This is a genomic window from Comamonas sp. C24C, assembly GCF_053345995.1.
On sequence record NZ_JBKFBC010000002.1, the window covers coordinates 371,433 to 392,243 of the forward strand.

The 20,811-nt window shown below is 62.7% G+C and carries 18 protein-coding genes; 15 read left to right on the forward strand and 3 right to left on the reverse strand.

Translation table 11 applies throughout. From position 1 onward, the window contains the following. Window positions 1-9: 9 nt before the first annotated feature. Complete coding sequence (locus tag ACLBXN_RS05390) at window positions 10-450, reverse strand: MaoC family dehydratase N-terminal domain-containing protein (protein WP_447611402.1); 441 nt, start codon at window positions 448-450, stop codon at window positions 10-12. A gap of 11 nt (window positions 451-461) precedes the next feature. Then, window positions 462-1,646 carry a lipid-transfer protein gene (locus tag ACLBXN_RS05395; protein ID WP_447611403.1) on the reverse strand — a complete coding sequence of 395 codons (1,185 nt, stop codon included), beginning with the start codon at window positions 1,644-1,646 and terminating at the stop codon, window positions 462-464. A gap of 125 nt (window positions 1,647-1,771) precedes the next feature. Between ACLBXN_RS05395 and ACLBXN_RS05400 the strand changes: the two genes are divergently transcribed. From ACLBXN_RS05400 to ACLBXN_RS05455, 12 genes are all read left to right on the forward strand, one after another. Further along, entirely contained in the window at window positions 1,772-2,791 is a 1,020-nt protein-coding gene (locus tag ACLBXN_RS05400) for an AraC family transcriptional regulator (protein WP_447611404.1), read from the forward strand. Between the two features lie 88 nt (window positions 2,792-2,879). After that, complete coding sequence (locus ACLBXN_RS05405) at window positions 2,880-3,527, forward strand: TetR/AcrR family transcriptional regulator (protein WP_447611405.1); 648 nt, start codon at window positions 2,880-2,882, stop codon at window positions 3,525-3,527. Further along, window positions 3,527-4,417 carry an SDR family oxidoreductase gene (locus ACLBXN_RS05410; protein ID WP_447611406.1) on the forward strand — a complete coding sequence of 297 codons (891 nt, stop codon included), beginning with the start codon at window positions 3,527-3,529 and terminating at the stop codon, window positions 4,415-4,417. Before ACLBXN_RS05405 ends, ACLBXN_RS05410 begins: the two co-directional genes overlap by 1 nt. Next, window positions 4,414-6,057 carry an acyl-CoA carboxylase subunit beta gene (locus tag ACLBXN_RS05415; protein ID WP_447611407.1) on the forward strand — a complete coding sequence of 548 codons (1,644 nt, stop codon included), beginning with the start codon at window positions 4,414-4,416 and terminating at the stop codon, window positions 6,055-6,057. Before ACLBXN_RS05410 ends, ACLBXN_RS05415 begins: the two co-directional genes overlap by 4 nt. Window positions 6,058-6,110: 53 nt before the next feature. Next, the gene (locus tag ACLBXN_RS05420) at window positions 6,111-7,289 is read left to right on the forward strand and encodes an acyl-CoA dehydrogenase family protein (protein WP_043004419.1); all 1,179 of its coding nucleotides are present in this window, start codon (window positions 6,111-6,113) and stop codon (window positions 7,287-7,289) included. 10 nt (window positions 7,290-7,299) lie between these two features. After that, on the forward strand, window positions 7,300-8,133 hold the full coding sequence (locus ACLBXN_RS05425; protein ID WP_447611408.1) for an enoyl-CoA hydratase/isomerase family protein: 834 nt from the start codon (window positions 7,300-7,302) through the stop codon (window positions 8,131-8,133). Further along, the gene (locus ACLBXN_RS05430) at window positions 8,130-10,103 is read left to right on the forward strand and encodes an acetyl/propionyl/methylcrotonyl-CoA carboxylase subunit alpha (protein ID WP_447611409.1); all 1,974 of its coding nucleotides are present in this window, start codon (window positions 8,130-8,132) and stop codon (window positions 10,101-10,103) included. Before ACLBXN_RS05425 ends, ACLBXN_RS05430 begins: the two co-directional genes overlap by 4 nt. Further along, window positions 10,100-11,242, forward strand: a complete 1,143-nt coding sequence (locus ACLBXN_RS05435; protein WP_447611410.1) for an acyl-CoA dehydrogenase family protein — start codon at window positions 10,100-10,102, stop codon at window positions 11,240-11,242. Before ACLBXN_RS05430 ends, ACLBXN_RS05435 begins: the two co-directional genes overlap by 4 nt. Window positions 11,243-11,344: 102 nt before the next feature. After that, window positions 11,345-12,211, forward strand: a complete 867-nt coding sequence (locus tag ACLBXN_RS05440) for a BKACE family enzyme (protein ID WP_407715826.1) — start codon at window positions 11,345-11,347, stop codon at window positions 12,209-12,211. An 18-nt stretch (window positions 12,212-12,229) separates the two neighbouring features. After that, window positions 12,230-13,771, forward strand: a complete 1,542-nt coding sequence (locus ACLBXN_RS05445; protein ID WP_447611411.1) for a class I adenylate-forming enzyme family protein — start codon at window positions 12,230-12,232, stop codon at window positions 13,769-13,771. Next, the gene (locus ACLBXN_RS05450; RefSeq protein WP_447611412.1) at window positions 13,768-14,571 is read left to right on the forward strand and encodes an SDR family oxidoreductase; all 804 of its coding nucleotides are present in this window, start codon (window positions 13,768-13,770) and stop codon (window positions 14,569-14,571) included. The genes ACLBXN_RS05445 and ACLBXN_RS05450 overlap by 4 nt, the downstream gene beginning before the upstream one ends. 63 nt (window positions 14,572-14,634) lie before the next feature. Beyond that, window positions 14,635-16,215, forward strand: a complete 1,581-nt coding sequence (locus ACLBXN_RS05455; protein ID WP_447611413.1) for a class I adenylate-forming enzyme family protein — start codon at window positions 14,635-14,637, stop codon at window positions 16,213-16,215. 53 nt (window positions 16,216-16,268) lie between these two features. Here ACLBXN_RS05455 and ACLBXN_RS05460 read toward each other — a convergent pair whose 3' ends face one another. Beyond that, the gene (locus ACLBXN_RS05460) at window positions 16,269-17,057 is read right to left on the reverse strand and encodes an SDR family oxidoreductase (RefSeq protein WP_447611414.1); all 789 of its coding nucleotides are present in this window, start codon (window positions 17,055-17,057) and stop codon (window positions 16,269-16,271) included. A 309-nt stretch (window positions 17,058-17,366) separates the two neighbouring features. Here ACLBXN_RS05460 and ACLBXN_RS05465 point away from each other — a divergent pair, with 309 nt between their 5' ends. Genes ACLBXN_RS05465 through ACLBXN_RS05475 form a run of 3 tightly spaced genes read left to right on the forward strand, consistent with a single transcriptional unit; the run spans window position 17,367 to window position 20,590 of the window. Further along, the gene (locus ACLBXN_RS05465; protein ID WP_447611415.1) at window positions 17,367-18,116 is read left to right on the forward strand and encodes an SDR family NAD(P)-dependent oxidoreductase; all 750 of its coding nucleotides are present in this window, start codon (window positions 17,367-17,369) and stop codon (window positions 18,114-18,116) included. A gap of 9 nt (window positions 18,117-18,125) precedes the next feature. Then, complete coding sequence (locus tag ACLBXN_RS05470; protein ID WP_447611416.1) at window positions 18,126-19,589, forward strand: flavin-containing monooxygenase; 1,464 nt, start codon at window positions 18,126-18,128, stop codon at window positions 19,587-19,589. A 59-nt stretch (window positions 19,590-19,648) separates the two neighbouring features. Continuing rightward, window positions 19,649-20,590, forward strand: coding sequence for an alpha/beta hydrolase (locus tag ACLBXN_RS05475; RefSeq protein WP_447611417.1), 942 nt, complete (start codon window positions 19,649-19,651; stop codon window positions 20,588-20,590). The last annotated feature ends 221 nt before the right edge of the window (window positions 20,591-20,811 follow it).

Genomic DNA, 20,811 nt, shown 5'->3' on the forward strand with positions numbered 1-20,811 from the left:
CAGCCCTTTCTAGTTGCGAACCACGATGACGGAGCGCATCTCGGCCACCAACTCGTTGTTCTGATTGATGGCGCGTGATGACTTCACGACAAATTCCAGTGCACCGTTCTTCTTGCTGTAGATGTCATCGATCCTGGACTGCACTGTGATACGGTCTCCGGCGCAGGCGCTCAGGTGATAGCAAAAGCTTTGCTCGCCATGCAGGATCTTGGCGATCGGGATGCTGAGGGTTTGCAGGAGCAGGTCGGACGCACCGCTGTCCATCTCCGCCGCAAACAAAAAGGTGGGAGGCGCGGGTAGGTCTGGGTAGCCCGCTGCGCGGGCGGCTTCCAGGTCGGTATAGACGGCGCTGTTTTCACCGATGGCCTTGGCAAAGAAACGGAGGCGGGTGCGATCCAGGTCGAGCTCGGAAGAGGGCAGGGCATGCCCTATCCATTGAGTGTCAATCATTGGCCGCTCCTTCAAACGCGCTCGTAGAGGGTGACCACACAGGCGCCACCGAGGCCGAGGTTGTGCTGCAGCGCCAGGCGGGCATTGGCCACCTGGCGCTGATCGGCCCGGCCGCGTAGCTGTTGCACCAATTCTGTGCACTGGGCAAGACCGGTGGCGCCCAGCGGGTGACCCTTGGATAGCAGACCGCCCGACGGATTGGTCACAAACTTGCCGCCGTAGGTGTTGTCGCCGTCGCAGACAAATTTTTCCGCACCGCCCACAGGGCACAGGCCCAGGGCCTCGTAGGTCAGCAATTCGTTTTGTGCAAAGCAGTCGTGCAGCTCCACTACATCAACGTCCTGGGGACTGATGCCGGCCTGTTCGTAGACCTGACGCGCAGCGTCCTGAGCCATGCTGAAGCCCACCACTTCGCGCATATCGTGGGCCTCGAAGGTCTTGGGGCTGTCCGTGGTCATGGACTGGGCGCGGATGCGCACGCTGTGGTCCAGGCCATGCTTGAGCGCATAGGCTTCGGACACCAGCAGGGCCGCCGCCGCACCGCAGGTCGGTGGGCAGGCCATGAGCCGGGTCATGACGCCCGGCCACATCACGGGAGAGGCCATGACCTCCTCCTCTGACACCTCGGTGCGGAACAGGGCCAGGGGATTGCGCGCTGCATGGCGGCTGGCCTTGGCGCGGATTTTGGCAAAGGTGGAAAGCTGCGTGCCGTACTGGTCCATATGCGCCTTGCCTGCTCCGCCGAAGTAGCGCAGGGCCAGTGGCACGCCGTTGTCGCCGACCAGGGCATCGGTTTCCGCTTCGAATCGGTCAAAAGGGCTGGGCCGGTCGCTAAAGACCGAGCCCAGTGCGCCAGGGGTCATCTGCTCGAACCCCAGGGCCAGCACACAGTCGGCAGCACCGCTGGCCACGGCTTGACGTGCCAGGAACAGGGCTGTGGAGCCGGTGGAACAGTTGTTGTTGACATTGATGATGGGAATGCCGGACATGCCCACCTCATACAGCGCTCTCTGACCAGCGGTGGAGTCACCGTAGACATAGCCTGCATAGGCTTGCTGCACTGCGTCATACGCGAGGCCTGCATCTGCCAGCGCCAGGGACGTGGCACTGGAGCCCATCTGGAAGTAGGGATCACTCTTTCCGGGTTTGGCAAATGGAATCATGCCTACGCCGGCAACAAACACATCGCGACTCATTGGGGCTCCTTGGGGAAGTGGCAAACAGGTGTCGAGCAATGAGAGCCATCGTAGGAATTACCGATGCGCAAACCCATTGCCGAGCGCATCTTTCGTATGTCAAAAGACCTCAAGGTGATCTGTTCATGGCTGCTGCTTCCATCGTTCCTTTCACGATCTCCATGGCGCTGGTGCGGGGTATTGCTGCCGGGGTAAGAAGACATGGGCATGACTGCGAGGAGCTGCTACTGCGTGCCGGCATAGCCCCTCTGCTGCTGGCGCAGGACGGCGCCAGAGTCACGGCAGACCAGTATGTGGCGCTGATGTGGCGAGTGGTGGAGATGCTGGGGGATGAGGCCATGTGCCAGTTCTCCAGACCGCTCAAGCGCGGCAGTCTGGAGCTGATTGCGCGTCAGGCCCTGTCCGGGCACGGGATGGAGACAGCGTTGCAGCGCATGTGCCAGGCCCATGTGCTGCTGCAGGATCAGGTGGATGTGCAACTGGTGCGTGATGGAGCGCTGGCGGGCATTGTGCTGCGCCCGGTGGGATATGAGCCCTTGCCCAATTTCCTCTATGAGTTTTCCCTGCGCGTGCTGTGGCGGCTTACTGCCTGGCTGATGGGCGGTACGCTCAAGGTGCAGCACTTTGACTTTGCCTTCGGGCAGCCTGATTACGCCAACGACTATGGCGATACCTTTCCGGCGCCTTTGCATTTCGGTTTGCCGTTTTCGGCATTCTGGTTTGATGCGCGCAAGCTCGCCCGCGTCTGCAGTCGTGACGAGCAGGCGTTGCAGACCTTTGTGGCCAGCTGGCCGGCGGCGGCCATCATGCCGCCGCGTACCGGAGAAGGTGTGGATGCCCGCGTGCATTCTCATTTGCTGCAGTCGCGTCCGCGATGGGCGGGGCTGGAAGCCACGGCCGCCGAGCTGAACATGTCGGCCCCCACGCTGCAGCGCAAGCTGGCTGCTGCGGGCACCTCCTTTCAAGCCATCAAGGATGAGCTTCGCCGGGACATCGCGGTCTCCCGACTGGGAACCAGCAAAGTCAGCTTTACAGAGCTGGCGGTAGACCTGGGGTTTGCCGACGCAGCGGCGTTTCAGCGTGCATTCAAGGGCTGGACGGGCAGCTCGCCCGGCCTTTACCGTGCCAGGCCGGTCGAGAGCTGATTGCTTGAAAACCCTTGCGTACAAGCCCTAGTTATTTTTGCAAAGCAAATGATTGGTAAAAATAGCAAAGGCCGATATGCTGCGTCTCATGCAAACAAGTCATGAAGCAGTCATAGTAAAAAAGCGCGGTCGTGGCAGGCCTCCGAAGTCGGCCGATGAGCGCAATGAAAGCATGCGTCGTGGCGAGCTGGTGAAGGTCGCGGCGCAGCTGTTCAGGCAGCGCGGATTTCACGGCACCAGTACACGAGATATTGCTGCTGCTGCTGGCATGCAGCCAGGCTCCCTGTTCTATTTTTTCGAGAGCAAGGAGTCCATCCTGCATGCGGTCATGCGCGATGGGATGGCACAGGCTGCCGCGAGCCAGGCTGCTGCGCTCGATGGGCTGACGGCGCGTGCCAGCGGGGTGCAGCGCCTGCGGGCCCTGGTGCGCAATCACCTGCAGATCATGGTCGGTCCGGAGAGTGACTTCATTCCCGTCATGCTCTATGAATGGAGGCTGCTCAGTGATGAGCAGCGCGTGGATGTGGGAGCGCAAAAAGACGAATACGAGGCGCAGTGGATGCCCGCACTGCAAGCCCTGCACCACACGGGAAAGCTCAAAGCCAGTCCCGAGATTGCGCGCCTGTTGATCTTCGGTGCGCTGAACTGGACGGCTCAATGGTTTTCCGAAGGCCGTGGGCTGACGCTGGATGAGCTTACCGACCAGGCCCTGGCCTTATTCATTGGAGAGCGTTGATGTACCAATCCGTATTCCGTGCCGCATTGTTTGCGGGGCAGGTGGTGGTGGTGACCGGTAGCGGCTCGGGCATCGGCCGCTGCGTTGCGCACGAGCTAGCATCCCTGGGGGCCACAGTCGCCCTGGTGGGACGCAATCAGGACAAGCTGGCTGCGGTTCAAGCCGAGCTGCAGCAGGCCGGAGTACCGGAGGATAGAGTCAGCCAGCACAGAGCGGATATACGGGATGAGGCTGCCGTCAAAGCGCTGGTGGCCGAGGTTCTGGCCCGCCACGGGCGCATCGACGCCCTGGTCAATAACGCGGGTGGGCAGTACATCGCACCCCTGGCCAGCATCGGAGCCAAGGGCTGGCAGGCCGTGCTGGACACCAATCTCACCGGCGGCTTCCTCATGGCGCGTGAATGCTTTGTGCATCACATGGCAGAGCATGGCGGCTCCATCGTCAACATGGTGGCCGATATGTGGGGCTCCATGCCGGGCATGGGGCACAGCGGTGCGGCGCGAGCAGGCATGGTCAGCTTGACTGAGACGGCGGCTGCGGAATGGGCGCCCCATGGCGTGCGTGTGAATGCCATTGCACCCGGCTACATCGCCTCCAGCGGCATGGATCACTACCCACCCGAAGCGGCAGCCATGCTGCGCAAGATGCCTGCTACCGTGCCGGCGGGGCGCTTTGGCAACGAGGCCGAGGTTTCCGCCTCCATCGTGTTTTTGCTCAGTCCCGCAGCCAGTTTCATCAGCGGCACGGTTTTGCGCGTCGATGGTGCCCGTCCCCAGGTGCGCATGGGCATGGGACCGGTAGCCGCCAGTGCCGAGGTGCAGCAGCGCGGCGCAGTGCGTGCATTTGACGGCTTTTCTCTCTACCAGACTCCCAAGGTGTTTCAGTCATGAGCGTCTTTGCATCCCAATGGAATGCCGGTGGCGAGCTGGCGCAGCAGCGCCGGGCAGCCACGATGGGCCGTATCGCCGCATTGCGTGAGCTTGAGCAGCGGGCGGCTCTGGCATCGCAGCGGGCCAAGCCGCAGTTTGAAAAGCGTGGCCAGCTGCTGCCGAGAGAGAGAGTGGCGCTGCTGCTGGATGCTGGCAGGCCATGGCTGCCGCTGTGCACGCTGGCGGGCTTCATGCTGGACCAGGACGACCCGGCCAAGTCGGTTCCCGGAGGCGGAATGCTGGCGGGCATCGGTTTTGTCAGCGGTGTGCGCTGCATGGTGGTGGCCAGCGACTCGGGCATCGAGGCCGGGGCCATCCAGGAAAAAGGCCTGGACAAGATGCTGCGCGTGCAGGAGATCGCGTTGCAGAACAAGTTGCCCTTCATCCATCTGGTAGAGAGCGCGGGTGCCAATCTCATGCGCTACCGCGTCGAGGGCTTTGTGATGGGTGGTGCCTTGTTTCGCAACCTGGCGCGGTTGTCCGCGGCAGGTCTGCCGGTCATCACCGTGCAGCACGGCTCGGGAACGGCCGGCGGGGCCTATATGCCAGGATTGTCGGACGTGGTCATCATGGTGCGCGGTCGCTCGCGTGCCTTTCTGGCCGGGCCGCCCCTGCTCAAGGCGGCGACCGGCGAGATCGCGACCGAGGAAGAACTGGGCGGTGCCGAAATGCATACCAGTATCTCGGGGCTGGGCGAGTATCTGGCGGAGGACGACCGCCATGCCCTGGGCCTGGCACGCACCGTGGTGTCTCAGCTGTCTTCATGGAAGACGCCTGAAACGGTTGATGCATATACGAGTAAAGCTATTAATTCAGGAGTTTCAGAGCCTCGTTATGACGCCGATGAACTGCTGGGGTTGATGCCGGCACACCACCGCGAGCCGGTGGATATGCATGAGGTCATGGCGCGGCTGGTGGATGGCTCCGAGCTGTTGCTGTTCAAGTCCGGCTATGGAGCCGCCACGCTCTGTGCGCAGGCGCATATCGGAGGCCACGCCGTGGGCCTGATCTCCAACAACGGCCCCATCGATGTGGCAGGTGCCAGCAAGGCCGCGCACTTCATTCAATGGATGTGCCAGCTGGGCCACCCCATCATCTATCTGCAGAACACCACAGGCTATATGGTGGGCAAGGACAGCGAGCAGGCCGGCATGATCAAGCACGGCAGCAAGATGATTCAGGCCGTGACCAACGCCACCGTGCCGCAGATCACCATCCAGTGCGGCGCCAGCTTCGGTGCGGGCAACTACGGCATGTGCGGCCGAGGCTATGCGCCGCGCTTTCTTTTCAGCTGGCCCGGTGCCAAGACGGCGGTGATGGGTGGCGAGCAGGCAGCCAGCACCATGCGTCAGGTCACCGAGGCCGCCATGGCACGCAAAGGCTTGCCGATCGATGCCGAGCAGATGCAAAAGCAGTACGACCAGATCGTGGCCATGTTCGAAGCCCAGGCTGATGCGCTGGTCACCAGTGGCTTGCTGCTGGACGATGGCGTGATCGATCCGCGCGACACACGCGCAGTGCTCTCCTTCTGCCTGCAGACCTTGCACGAAGCGCAGCAGCGAACGGTGCGCCCCATGCAGTTCGGGGTCGCACGCATGTAGTGCCGCGCCTCTTTCCCCCATTTCTTCCAAACAGAACTCGACGGAGACAAGCCATGCAATGGACCCATGAACATCTGGAAGTGCGCAAGACCCTCAAGCGCTATATCGACGAGAAGATCAATCCCTATGTCGACGCATGGGAGGAAGAGGAAATCTTTCCAGCACACCAGGTCTTCAAGGGGCTGGGCGATCTGGGCCTGCTGGGCCTGACCAAGCCCGAAGCCTATGGCGGCTCGGGGCTGGACTATTCCTACAGCCTGATGATGGCCGAGACTCTGGGCCATATCCGCTGCGGCGGCGTGCCCATGGCGATTGGCGTGCAGACCGATATGTGCACGCCCGCTCTGGCACGCTTTGGCAGCGATGGATTGCGCGAGCAGTTCCTGGCTCCCGCCATCGCGGGCGAGATGGTGGGCTGCATAGGCGTGAGCGAGCCCGGCGCGGGCAGCGATGTCTCGGGCATCAAAAGCCATGCTCGCAAGGATGGCGACGACTACGTCATCAGCGGCCAGAAGATGTGGATCACCAACAGCATTCAGGCGGACTGGATGTGCATGCTGGTCAACACCAGCGAGGGACCGGTGCACAAGAACAAGAGTCTCATCATGGTGCCGCTGCGCGAGGGGCCGCGTGGCAAGCTGACCAAGGGCGTGGAAGTGGCGCAGAAGCTGCGCAAGATCGGCATGAACTCCTCGGACACGGGCCTGCTGTTCTTTGACGAGGTGCGCGTGCCGCAGCGCTATCTGGTGGGACAGGAGGGTCAGGGCTTCATCTATCAGATGCAGCAGTTCCAGGAGGAACGGCTCTGGGCCTCGGCCAGCGGCCTGCTCGCCATGGAGGACTGCATTCAGCAGACCATAGAGTGGGCACAGCAGCGACAGATGTTCGGCAGCACCCTGATCGATCAGCAATGGGTGCAGTTCAAGCTGGCCGAGCTGCAGACCGAAGTCGAGGCGCTGCGCGCCCTGACCTACCGTGCCGCACAGATGTATATGGCGGGCCAGGATGCGTTGCAGCTGGCCAGCATGGCCAAGCTGAAGTCGGGGCGGCTGACGCGCGAAGTGGCCGACACCTGTCTGCAGTTCTGGGGCGGCATGGGCTTTACCTGGGACAACCGTGTCTCGCGCCTTTACCGTGACGGGCGTCTGGGCTCGATAGGCGGCGGTGCCGACGAGGTCATGCTGGGCATCATTGGCAAGACCATGGGGCTGATCAAGCGCCAGGCACACTAAGGAGCGGCGCATGACTCAGGTGCTTGAAATTGAACGCCTGCCCTTGGGCAACGGCTTTGTGGAATGGTGGCGGCTGAACTCGCCGCAAACCCGCAATGCGCTGACCGACGAGCTGGTGCAGGCCTTGCGCGAACAGGCCACAAGAGCGCAGAAGGATGTGCAGCTGCGCGTGGTGGTGCTGTGCGGCACGGGCGGGCATTTCTGTGCCGGAGGCAGCCTGGGCGGCTTTGCCAGCAGCATAGGCTCGCCGCGGCCTGCGGGGGCGCAGGACCCGCTGGTTCAGGTCAACCGCGAGTTTGGTCAGCTGCTGCAGCAACTCGCAGAGCTGCCCCAGCTGCTGATCGCTGCCGTGCAGGGCGCGGCCATGGGCGGCGGTGTGGGGCTGGTCTGCGTGGCCGACTGGGTGGTAGCGGATCGGCAGGCCGTCTTTGCGACGCCCGAGGTAACGCTGGGCATCGTGCCCGCGCAGATTGCGCCGTTTGTGCTGCGCAGGCTGGGCGACGGCTTGGCGCGCCAATGGCTGCTGGGCGGCCAGCGCTGGACCGCAAGTCAGGCACAGCAGGCAGGCCTGGTTCAGGCCGTGATCCAGGCCACAGACGCTGTCCACTGGCAGAGCCAGCTGCAGCAGCAGCTCGAGATCTGCGCTCAGGCCGCACCGCAGGCGGTGGCCGCCACCAAAAAGCTGCTGGCAGCCATTGGGGGGCAAAGTCTGGATGCATCGCTGAACCAAGGCGCGCAGGCCTTTGCCAGTGCGCTGCGCAGCGCTGAAGCGGGGGCAGGGCTCAAGGCCTTTTCCAGCAAGCAGCCCGCTCCCTGGACCTGCAAGGCAGGAGGCACATCATGAAGCGCATTCTGATTGCCAATCGTGGCGAGATTGCGCTGCGCATCATGGCCACGGCGAGGCGCATGGGCATAGAGACCGTGGCGGTGTACTCGGATGCGGATGCGCAAAGCCTCCATGTGCAACAGTCCACGCAGGCCTATGCACTGGGCGGGCTGACATCGGCACAGAGCTATCTGGACGTGAACAAGTTGCTGGCAGCCGCCAGGGCTACAGGGGCCGATGCCGTACACCCCGGCTACGGATTTCTCAGCGAGGATGCGGGCTTTGCCCAGGCCGTTCAGCAAGCGGGCCTGATCTGGATTGGCCCGCCGCCGGCGGCGATCCGCCAGCTCGGCAGCAAGGCCGCCGCCAAGCAACTGGCCAAGGCCCATGGCGTGCCCTGTCTGCCGGGCTACGAAGGTGACGACCAGAGCGATGCGCGCTTTGCCGACGAAGCAGCCATGATTGGCTACCCTGTCATGGTCAAGGCCGTGGCCGGTGGCGGCGGGCGCGGCATGCGGCTGGTGGAAAGTGCCCAGCAGCTGCATGCCGCTCTGAACAGCGCACGTTCCGAAGCCCTGGCTGGCTTCGGCAATGGTGACTTGCTGGTGGAGCGTGCCGTCATGCACCCGCGTCATGTGGAAGTGCAGGTGTTTGCCGACGGGCACGGCCATGTGATTCATCTGGGGGAGCGCGATTGCTCGGTTCAGCGCCGTCACCAGAAGATCATCGAGGAAGCCCCCAGTCCGGCCGTCAATGCCGAGCAGCGCGAGCACATGGGCAGCTGCGCCGTGGCCCTGGCCAAGGCCGCAGGCTATGTGGGGGCAGGTACGGTGGAATTCCTGGTTGAAGGCCGGCAGTTCTATCTGATGGAGATGAATACCAGATTGCAGGTCGAGCATCCTGTGACCGAGGCATTGACGGGCCTTGATCTGGTCGAGTGGCAGATTCGCGTGGCGCGCGGCGAAGCCTTGCCGCTGACGCAGCAGCAGGTTCGGCTCGACGGCCATGCCATCGAGGTGCGACTGTGCGCCGAGGACGAGAACTTTCAGCCCCATACCGGCGTGGTGCGGCATTTCTCGGCACCCGAAGCCGCCGTCTTCAGTCGCGCGCCGCTGCGCTTTGACCACGCGTTGCACAACGGTAGCGAAGTCACTCCCTACTACGACGCCATGCTGGGCAAGCTAATCGTCCATGCGCCAACGCGCGAGCAAGCCATCGACCGGCTGATTCATGCATTGGGCAGCCTCTCGGTGCTGGGCTTGCCGACCAATCGCGCCTTTCTGATTGAGTGCCTGAACGACGAGGTGTTCAGGCGGGGCCAGGCTCTGATCTCCTATCTGGCGGGCGATGCGCCACGCTTGCAGCAGCTGCTGCGGGACAAGGAGGTCCTGGCACACCAGCACTGGGGAGCGCTGTGCGCCGTGGGCCAAAGGCCGGGGCCGCTGGCCTGCAGCTATGCCCAGTTGCGCAAGCTGCAGCATCGGGGCCGGACGCAGGAGCTGATGCTGCGGCCCGAGACCGCAGACAGCTGGCTGCTGCAGCGGCACGGCGCCGAGCCTGCGCTGCTGCAGGTCGACGCGTTGCTGGCCCATGGCTGGCGAGCGAGAGCTGCGGGCCTGAGCCAGACCGTGCAGGTCCTGGAGCTGCCCGCCGGGCAGGGCGGCTCGCGCTGGCATCTGCAGGCGGGCGACGTGGACTGGTGGGTCGAAGATGCAAGCTATGCCCCGCCGGAGAATGCGGCGGCAGCGGGCCAGACCGCAGAGCTGCGCGCCCCGTTCAACGGCCGGGTGGTCCAGCTGGACGTGCAGGACGGGCAGGTGCTGAAGGCCGGCGATGTGGTCGTGGTCATTGAGTCCATGAAGCTGGAGCACAGCCTGAGCGTGAGGGCCGATTGCCGGGTGGAGGCCGTGCTGGTCCATGCCGGCCAGCAGGTGGCGCCAGGCCAGGTGCTGCTGAAACTGCTGCCCATGCCTGGAGGATCCACATGACGGATGCCGCCGAACGCGAAATGCTCTATGACCTGGTGCGCCGCTTCGCGCGCGAGCATATCGCTCCCCATGTCACGGCCTGGGATGAGGCCGGCGAGTTCCCGCGCCAGCTCTATCGCCAGGCCGCCGAGCTGGGGCTGCTGGGCATCGGCTACCCCGAGGAGCTCGGCGGTACCGCGGCCACGCACAGCCTGCGCGCCGCCTTGTGGCTGGCACTGTGCCGCCACGGCGGCAGCGGCGGCGTGCTGGCCAGCCTGTTGTCGCACAACATTGGCCTACCGCCTGTGGTGGCTCTGGGCAGCGATGCGCTCAAGCAGCAGGTGGTGCCCGATGTGCTGGCAGGCCGCAAGATCGCGGCGCTGGCGATTACCGAGCCCGGCGGCGGATCGGATGTGGCGGCGCTGCGCACCCGGGCCAGGCGCGAGGGCGGCGAGTATGTGATCGAGGGCGAGAAGACCTTCATCACCTCGGGCATGCGTGCCGACTGGATCACGGTAGCGGTGCGCACGGGCGAGGAGAGAGGTGCTTCCGGCATCTCCCTGATCCTGGTGCCCGGCGACAGCGCGGGACTGCACCGCAGCCAACTGCACAAGATGGGCTGGCAATGCTCGGACACGGCCCATCTGTTCTTTGACGGCGTGCGCGTGCCTGCCAGTCATCTGCTCGGGGCCGAGGGCGAGGGCTTTCGCGCCATCATGCACAACTTCAACGGCGAGCGCCTGGGCATTGCCTGCGCAGCGCTGGGCTTTGCCCAGGCCTGCTATGACGAGGCGCTGGCCTGGGCGCAGCAGCGCCAGACCTTTGGCGTGACGCTCAACCAGCATCAGGTCATACGGCACAAGCTGGTGGACATGCAGCAGCGCTTGCGCAGCACCGAAGCATGGATCAATGCCGTCTGCGCACGTGCCGATGGCGGCGATAGCGGGGCGGACTGGGTGGGCGAGGTCTGCGTGCTCAAGAACCACGCCACCCAGACCATGCAGTTCTGCGCCGACACGGCGGTGCAGATTCTGGGCGGCATGGGCTTTATGCGCGGCACGCTGAGCGAGCGCATTTACCGCGAAGTCAAGGTGCTGACGATTGGCGGCGGCACCGAGGAAATCATGAAAGAGCTTGCCGCACGCCAGTGGCGTATCTAGCGCGGCTGTCGCAGCGGCAGCCGTCGTTGTCGGGAAACTTGAGCGAAATCAGCCTGAAACGCTTATTCGTAAAGCGTTGTCAGCTTCTATTTAAGGAGCGATATGTCCGATAAAGCCATTATTACCTGTTCCATTACCGGGGTGCTGACCGATCCGAATCAGCACCATGTGCCGGTGACGCCAGAGCAGCTGGCGCAGGAAGCCCGCCGAGCCTATGATGCGGGCGCCTCCGTGGTACACGTGCACTTCAGGCGCCAGGAAGAGGGCAAGGGTCATCTGCCGAGCTGGGACCCTGCAGTGGCCAGGGCCTGCGTGGATGCCATGCGTGCAGCCTGCCCCGACCTGATCATCAATCAGACCACCGGCGTGGTCGGCCCCGATTACCAGGGGCCGCTGGACTGTCTGCGTGCCACGCGTCCCGAGATGGCGGCCTGCAATGCGGGCTCGCTCAACTATCTCAAGACCCGCAGCAACGGAAGCTGGGCCTGGCCGCCCATGCTGTTCGACAATCAGCCCGCCAAGGTGCAGGACTTTCTCGATGTGATGGCCGAGACCCGCACGCTGCCCGAGTTCGAGTGCTTTGACGTGGGCATCGTGCGCTGCGTGGGCATGTATGTGGAAACCGGCATGTATCAGGGCCTGCCCGAATACAACTTCGTGATGGGTGTGGAGTCGGGCATGCCGGCCGATCCCGATCTGCTGCCCATACTGCTCAGGCTCAAGATCAAGGATGCGCCCTGGCAGACCACGCTGATCGGGCGCAGCGAGATCTGGCCCACCCATCTGCGCACGGCCGAGCTCGGCGGACATCTGCGCAGCGGGCTGGAGGACACCTTCTATCTGCCGGACGGCAGCAAGGTCGCATCCAACGCTCCGCTGATCGAGCAGCTGGCGCGCTATGCGCGTGATGTGGGGCGTGAAGTTGCCACTCCCAGGGAAGCCAGGCAGATGCTGCATCTTGCAGCCTGAATCGGGGAGAACTTGCAGATGAACGCTTGTACTGCTCCCCAGACCGTGGCCCAGGCATTGGCGCAGACCGTGGCCGCGCACCCAGACAGGACCGCCTACATCGACCAGGGGCGCAGCTACAGCTGGCAGCAGGTGGATGTGATGGCCGGCGCCTGGGCCGCCCATCTGTCCTCGCTGGGTCTGCGGCCCGGTGATCGCATCGGCATCATTCTGCCCAACGGTCTGCCCTGGGTGCTGAGCTATCTGGCTGCGGCGAAGACGGGGCTGGTCGTGGTGGGCCTCAGCGTCCGATACCGCGATGCCGAGCTGGACTTCATGCTGCAGGACAGCCAGGTCAAGGCCGTGCTTGCACCGCGCGAGTTTGCCAGCTTCGACTACCAGAACTATCTGGTGCAGGCCCGTCAGCGTCTTGCGGCGCTGGAGCATCTGCTCTGGGTGGACGAGAGCTTCGAGCAGCCGCTGCAGTCCGGTGCAAAAGTCCCGCATGAAGGCCCCGGCCCTGCACCGGATGATCTGCTGATGATCATCTACACCTCGGGCACCACGGGCAGGCCCAAGGCCGCAGGGCTGACGCATCGCTCCCAGCTGGGCTCGGCGCTGGCGCAGCATGCGCATGTGAAGGCTGCGGCGGATGATATGGTGCAACTGGCCATGCCGCTCAACCATGTGGGCGGCATTACCTGCGGGGTGCTGACCATGCTGCTGGCGGGTGGCTGTTGCGAGCTGGTGCCCATGTTCAGCCCCGAAGCCTTGCTGAGGATGGCGCAAAAGCACCGGCCGACCTGGCTGGTGGGCGTGCCCACCATGCTGACGCTGCTGCTCATGCATCCGCTTCTGGCCGAGGTGGATATGAGCCGGCTGCGCCTGATCGTGGTGGGCGGCTCGAATGTGGAGCCGGTGTTGCTGCAGCGGCTGCAGCAGCAGTTTCCTGGCGTGAGCATCATGAATCTCTACGGTCTGTCCGAGACTTCGGGGGCCATCGCGATGACGCCCTGGCAGGCAGATCAGCAAGCCCTGCTTCACAGCATAGGCAAGCCGCTGCAGGGGGCACAGCTGCGCGTGGCCGGGGTCAATGGTGAGGAGCTGCGGGCCGGAGAGGTGGGCGAGCTTTGGTTTCGCGGTGCTGGGGTGATTCCGGCCTATGTGGGGCAGCAGCAGGACGAAGAGGTATTTGCCGGCGGATGGCTGCATTCGGGTGATCTAGGGCTTGTCGATGAGCAGGGCCTGATCCACCTCAAGGGGCGACAAAAGGACATGTTCATACAGGGCGGCTTCAACGTCTATCCCAGCGAAGTGGAGGGCGTGATTGCCAGTCATGCAGGCGTGTTGATGGTTGCAGGCATCGGCGTGCCGGACCCTGTTCTGGGCGAGGTGGGACGCTACTACATCGTCACCAGGCCCGGTGCCAGCGTGAACGAGGAGGCGCTGCTCGCACATTGCCGCCAGCAGCTCGCTGACTACAAGCTGCCGCGCCAGCTGGTGTTTCGCGCCGAGTTGCCGCTGACCCCGGCAGGAAAGATCCAGAAAGCCTTGCTGCGCGCAGAGGAGTGCCGTCCATGAATGTGCAATTCGATTTTTCGGGCCGCCACGTGATGGTGTTTGGCGGCACTACCGGCATCAACCTGGGCATTGCCCAGAACTACGCGATGGCCGGGGCCAGGGTCTCGGTCGTCAGCCGCAAGCAGGCCAATGTGGATGCAGCCCTGGCGACACTGGGCGCTCAGGCCTTCGGCGTGGTGGCCGATGTGCGCGATGAGCAGGCGGTGGGCGCGGCACTGGCGCAGGCCGTGACCTGCCATGGGCCGGTCGACGTGTTGGTGTCCGGCGCGGCCGGCAACTTCCTCGCCCCTGCGGAGCAGATGTCGTCCAACGCCTTCAAGGTGGTGGTGGACATCGATCTGCTGGGCAGCTTCCATGTCGCGCGTCAGGCTCTGGCGCATCTGCGCCAACCCGGGGCGAGCCTGATCTTCATCACCGCACCGCAGTCCACCGTGCCCATGATGTACCAGGCCCATGTCTGCGCCGCCAAGGCTGGAGTGGACCATCTGGCGCGTGTGCTGGCGCTGGAGTGGGGTGCCAAGGGCATTCGTGTGAATGCCATTTCACCCGGACCCATCGAGGGCACGGAAGGCATGCGCCGCTTGGCCCCGCAAGGTGCCGAGGGGGATGCGCTGGTGCGTGCCATGGTGCCGCTGGGGCGCATGGGAACGACTGCAGATATTGCCCAACTGGCCATGTTTCTGGGCAGCGATGCGGCCAGCTATATCTCAGGTACTGTCATTGCCTGTGACGGCGGGGCGCAGGGCCAGCTCTCGCCCATGGTTGCCGCCGCTGCCATGGCAATGCCGCAGCAGGCATAGAGACACAACAAGAAAAACCGTGGGTTATGGGTTCCGGGTTGCACACTATCAAGGAGACAAACCATGATCGAGATGAGTCTGATGAAGGAGGCTCGGCGCATCCGGCGCATTGCGCTGGGTGATCTGCTCTACCGCTCGGCGCGCAAGTTCGGCAGTCGCACGGCGCTGGTCGATGGCAACGAACGCATCAGCTTTGCCGAGCTGGATGCGCGAAGTTCGCGTTTCGCGCACTATCTGCTGTCAACGCTGGGTGCGGGCAAGCAGATAGGCATGCTGTGCGCGAATTCCATAGACATGGTGGTGGCCTGCAACGCCATTCACAAAGCAGGGCAGGTGTGGGTGCCCGTCAATATCAAGCTGGAGGTATCGAGCATCGACTACATACTGCGGCATGCAGAGGTGTCGGCCGTGGTGGTCGATCAGGAGTTGCTGGCCCTGCCCGGACTGGCCGAGCTTTTGCAGCAGCTGCAACTGCCTCTCATCATCGCGCGTGTGCAAGCGCAGCAAGGGCTGCCGGGCCTGTCTCTGGCGCAGGCCGAGGCAGGGCAGGCCGACACCCTGCCCGAGGTCGATATCGACGACAACCAGGCCGCCTTGCTCATGTATACCAGCGGCACCACGGGCAATCCCAAAGGCGTGGTGCATTCCCATCTCTCGGTGTATGCGGCGGTCAGGGGCAATATCGACGAGATGAAATATGGCGAGGCCGATGTGCTCAGCGGCTGGCTTCCCCTGTTCCACTGCGCCCAGCATGCGCTGGTGCAGACCGCTCTCGCGGCAGGCGCCTGCACCGTGCTGACACGGCAGTTCGTGCCGGCCGAAGTGGGTCAGCTGGTCATCAAGGAGGGGGTGACGATTTTTGTCGGGCTGCCCCTGATGTATGCGGCGGTACTGGCCGATCCGGGATTTGCGCCCACCACCATCCGGCAATGCATCTATGCCATGGCGCCCATTCCAAAGCCCTTGATCGCCCAGATCGCGCAGCGCATGTGCCGCAATATCTCCCTGGCCACGGGGCAGACCGAGATCTATCCGGCCACCATGACTTTCTACCCGCTGCTCAATGCCGAATGCGATGCCAATTTCTGGGGGCGCTCGCTGAGCACCTGCGAGACCGCCGTCATGGATGACGGTGGCAATCTGCTAGGGCAGGGCCAGATCGGCGAGATCGTGCACCGCGGCCCCAATGCCATGCTCGGCTATTTCAAGGATCCCAAGGCGACGGCCGAGGCGCAGAAGTTCGGCTGGCACCATACCGGCGATCTGGGCATGTGGGATGGGCAGGGCCGCATGGAGTTCATCGACCGCAAGAAGGACATGATCAAGACCGGCGGTGAGAACGTCGCCAGCGTGAAGGTGGAGGCCGTGGTGCTGGCTCACCCGGAAGTGGCGGCCGCTGCCGTGTTCGGCCTGCCGCATCCCCACTGGAGCGAGGCGGTCTGTGCCTTTGTCATGCGCAAGCCGGGCACGCAAGTGGACTCGGAGTCGATTCTGGCCCATTGCCGCCATCACCTCAGCGGCTTCGAGATGCCCAAGCTGGTGCATTTCGTGGAGGCCTTTCCATCCACGGCCACCGGCAAGGTGCAGAAGAACGTGATGCGCCGCCAGTTCGAGCAACTGGCCAGGGAGCTCTGGGGCGCCTGATCTGCGGCGCTGGCGTCGCAAGAACTGGGGGCCTGCGAAAGCAGGCCCCGTTTTCATTGGGCGCTGCCAAGGACCGGGTCGGCGCGGGTTTCGATGAGCTTGTTGCGGGCTTTGAGCAGCGGGTCCAGCATCTCGGGCTGGGGCACGATCCAGTATTCGCCGCGCTCGATGGCTGCAAAGACGCGCTCTGCAAACTCCTCGGCGTCCAGGCCGTTTTCATCGAGCATATGGGTCATCATGCCGTGAAACTGCGCCGAAGCTGCATCAGGTGCTTCTCGGAAGATGGCGGTCTTGACGGGGCCAGGCGCCAGCAGCGAGACCTTGATCTGCGGATTGATGGCCGCGAGTTCGCCGGCCAGGCCTTCGGTCAGCGCGACCACCGCAAACTTGGTGGCCGAGTAGGGCGTCATCATGGCGCTGGGGAGAAAGCCGCCCACCGATGCCGTGTTGATGATGCGGGCGGGCCGCTCGGCCTTGAGCAGACGCGGCACAAAAGCGCGCAGGCCGTTGACGATGCCGTTGACATTGACCTGCCAGGCTTGCTGCCACCTGGCATCGCTGATCTCCCAGCTATTGCCGGTGCTCAGCACACCTGCGTTATTGAACAGCAGATCGACCTGACCGAAAGCGGCATAGGCCTTGTCGGCCAATGCATCCAGCGATGCCTGACTGGTGACATCGGTGACCACGGGCAATGCCTGATCTCCCAACTCCAGCACGACTTTCTCAAGACCCGCCTGGTCGCGGTCGGCAACCACGACCTGCATTCCAAGGGCGACGGCTTTTTTGGCAAGGCCTGCACCAATTCCACTGGCTGCGCCGGTGATGACAGCAACTTTCATGATTTCCTCATTGGCTAAATATGAGTGGATTAAAGCATTGCCGGCTTGCTGATATTTCCCGCGAATTCCCGCTTGACAGTTATTGGCGGTGTTTACAGTCCATATTGATTGGTTCACTAAGAACACCTGCTTGACATATAAAAAACCCGGACACAGTACGTCCAAATGGATTAATGGTTTTCACCAGGGACTGTAAACACAAACTGTTTTTGTAAAGAGGAAAATTCAGAGTGATTTGAATCTGGAAAAAACCAAGAATCTCAATCCTCATCGCCAAGTGGTGGCGGTCAGTCAGTATTGAGGCTTGAAATGAATCCATTCATCAGTGGTTTGAAAGACAAAGTGATCCTGGTTACGGGCGGTGCGTCAGGCATCGGCCTGGCCAGTGCCCACGCTCTGGCCGCAAGCGGCGCCAAGGTGGTATGTGCCGATCTGCAGCAAAGCCAGGATTTGCCGCAGGGCTGCGAATTTCGCAGGCTCGACGTGAGCAGCGAGAAGCTGACCCATGAACTGGTGACTTCCATGCTGGATCGCTACGGGCAGATTGATGGGCTGGTGACCTCGGCAGGCATCTCGCGTGTCGGCGATCTGGAGAGCATGGCGCTGCAGGAGTGGGAGCAGGTGCTGCAGGTCAATCTGACGGGGACCATGCTCAGTGCCCGTGCCGTGGCCAGCCACATGAAACAGCGAGGCCAGGGCTCCATCGTCGCCATCGCCAGCATCAACGGCATGCTGGGCAACCCGAGCAATCTGGCCTATTGCACCTCCAAGGGGGCGGTGATCCAGATGGTGCGCAGTCTGGCAGCAGAGCTCGGTCCCTGCGGTGTGCGGGTCAACAGCATCAGCCCCGGCTACATCCATACGCCGATGACCACCATGCTCGATGAGCAGCCCGTGGGCCAGGCTTTCGAGGCCATGCATTTGCTCAAGCGGGCGGGCAAGTCGCAAGAGGTCGGCAATGCCGTGGCATTTTTGCTTTCCGATATGTCTTCATTTATTACCGGGGTCAATCTCCCGGTGGATGGCGGGTTTTCCGCAGCCAAGGTCATTGCTATTTAAGGATTTCCAATGAAATATGATGTCATAGTTATTGGTTGCGGAATGTCCGGTATTCTGGCGGGTATTCATCTGAAGAATAGTGGAAAGAAATTCATTATTCTGGAAAAGGCGAAAACATTGGGCGGAACCTGGAGAGATAATACCTATCCAGGTTTGACTTGCGATGTGCCATCGCATGCTTACACCTATTCTTTCGAACCCAATCCCGAATGGTCCCGTGTGCTTCCGCCCGGAGCCGAGATTCAGCAGTATTTCGAAGGTGTGTTCCGGAAATACGGTATTGCCGATTTTTCGCAGTTCGATACCGAAGTCACGCGTGCCGAATGGACGGGCGAGGCTTGGACGCTGCAAGATCAGCATGGCAAGCAATACCAGGGCAAGGTGGTGGTTGCCGCCACAGGTGTGCTGCACCACCCCAACTATCCGCAGCTCAAGGGGCTGGAGGAGTTTGAGGGGAACACGATTCACAGTGCGCGCTGGGATCATTCGGTACCGCTGGACGGCAAGAGGATCGCCATCATCGGCACAGGATCGACGGGCGTGCAAATCGTCTCGGCACTCGCATCACGCGCCAAGGTGCGGCATTTTCAGCGCACGGCCCAATGGATCTTCCCGGTCGAGAATCCGGCTTTCAGCGAAGAGCAGCGCGCCGAATTCCGCAGCAACCGCGACCTGCTGGTTTATCTGCAGCGCGAACCCACCTATATGGCCAATGTGGAGCGTTTTACCGAAGGAGTGCTGGATCCGGATTCCGAGCAGATCCAGGAAATCCAGAAAATCTGCCAGGACAACCTCGATGCTTCGGTGGCCAATGCCGCCTTGCGGCAAAAGCTGCAGCCCCATTACCGTGCAGGTTGCAAGCGTCTGATTTACTCGCCCGACTATTACCAGGCGATCCAGCAGCCGGATTCCGAGCTGATCACTGAAGCTATCGCCCAGGTCGAGAAAAGCGGCGTGCGAACCAGCGACGGCGTGTTGCACGAGGTGGACATCATCGTGCTGGCCACGGGATTCAAGACCGACCGCTATGTGCGCCCCATGCATGTGAAAGGTCTGAACGCTGCGACGCTGGAGCAGGCCTGGAGCGATGTGCCCACGGCCTACAAGTCCATCTCGGTGCCTGGCTTTCCCAACTTCTACTTCATGAACGGGCCGACCTCTCCCGTGGGCAATTTCTCGCTGATCGATACCTCGGAAATGCAGTGGGGCTATATCTCGCAGCTGATAGAGCGCGGCGAGCAAGCCGGCGTGGCAGGGCTATCGGCCAGGCCCGAAGCGCTGGCGCAGTACGACCGTGAGCGCTTGCAGGCCGCCAAAGGCTCGGTCTTCGGCTCGGGCTGCAGCAGCTGGTACCTGGACAAGAACGGCGTGCCCAACACCTGGCCCTGGTCTCAGTCGCGCTTCAGGCAGGAAATGAGCAAGCCGGTTTGGCAGGACTACATCCATCATCAGACCGAAGAGCTGGCGGCCTGATTGCCACCTTGCGCCCGGCCAGACCCGAGCGGGCGCTCCATCAACTTCAAGGAGTCCCGATGCAGATACACCCCGAAATGGCAGCCGTGCTGGAGCAGTTCAAGGATGCTCCGTCCATGGATTTCGTGACCACTCCGGTGCCCGAAATCCGCAAGCTCATGGACCACATGGCTTTCCCGCCTGCCGACCTGCCCATGCATGAGGTGCGCGAGATCGACATTCCCGGCGGCGATGGCCAGCCGCTCAGACTGCGCCTGTACCGTCCCGGCTTCGCAGAGGCGGCACCGGTCATGGTCTATTTCCACGGCGGCGGCTGGTGCATAGGCACGCTGGACACGCATGACAATCTGTGCCGCCACTTGGCGCGCCTGAGCGGCATGAATCTGGTGTCGGTCGACTACCGCCTGGCTCCCGAGCATGTCTTCCCCGCCGCGCTGGACGACGCCTATGCCGCCACGCGCTGGGTGGCACTGCATGCGGCCGAGCTGCATTGCGATGCGCGGCAGTTGATGGTGGCGGGCGACAGCGCGGGGGGCAATCTGGCTGTTGCCACCTGCCTGCGCGCAAAAGAAGACGGCTGGAGAGGCATAGCCCGGCAACTGCTGCTCTATCCGGTCTGCGATGCGCATATGAATGCACCATCGCATGCGCTATACGGGCAGATGCCGTTTCTCACCACCGAAGCCATGGCCGCGATGTGGCACCACTATCACCCTGCCATGCCAGCGCATCCTCTGGCCTCCATCATGCAGTACCCCGATGTCGCAGGTCTGCCTGCCGCGGTGCTGGTGACGGCGGAGCTGGACATATTGCGCGACGAGGGCGAGGCTTTTGGCCAGCGTCTGCAGCAGGCCGGCGTGCCCGTTGCCTGCTTGCGCGCGCAAGGCATGTTGCATGGGTTTGCCAGTTTCAGCACCCTGGTGCCGGCGGTGGCAAGGCTGCTCGAAGAGGCTTGTGCAAAGCTGTCCGTGGTCGAAACCTTGGCGCGTGTTCGGTCCTGATTCTTGCAACTGTTAATGCATACAGTTGTGTGTGATGAAGGCCTCAGTTTTTATCCCCGCATCATGTGGACGCTCTTGTGGAAAACTATGCTTTCAAGCCCTGAAACCCGCGCCAGATGGTGCTTTGCACGGATTGCCTAAAAAATAGACGATTTGCGTGAAGGGATTAAATCAAGGGTTTTTACCAGTGGTTCTGAGTCTGTAAAAAAGCCCGCCAACCC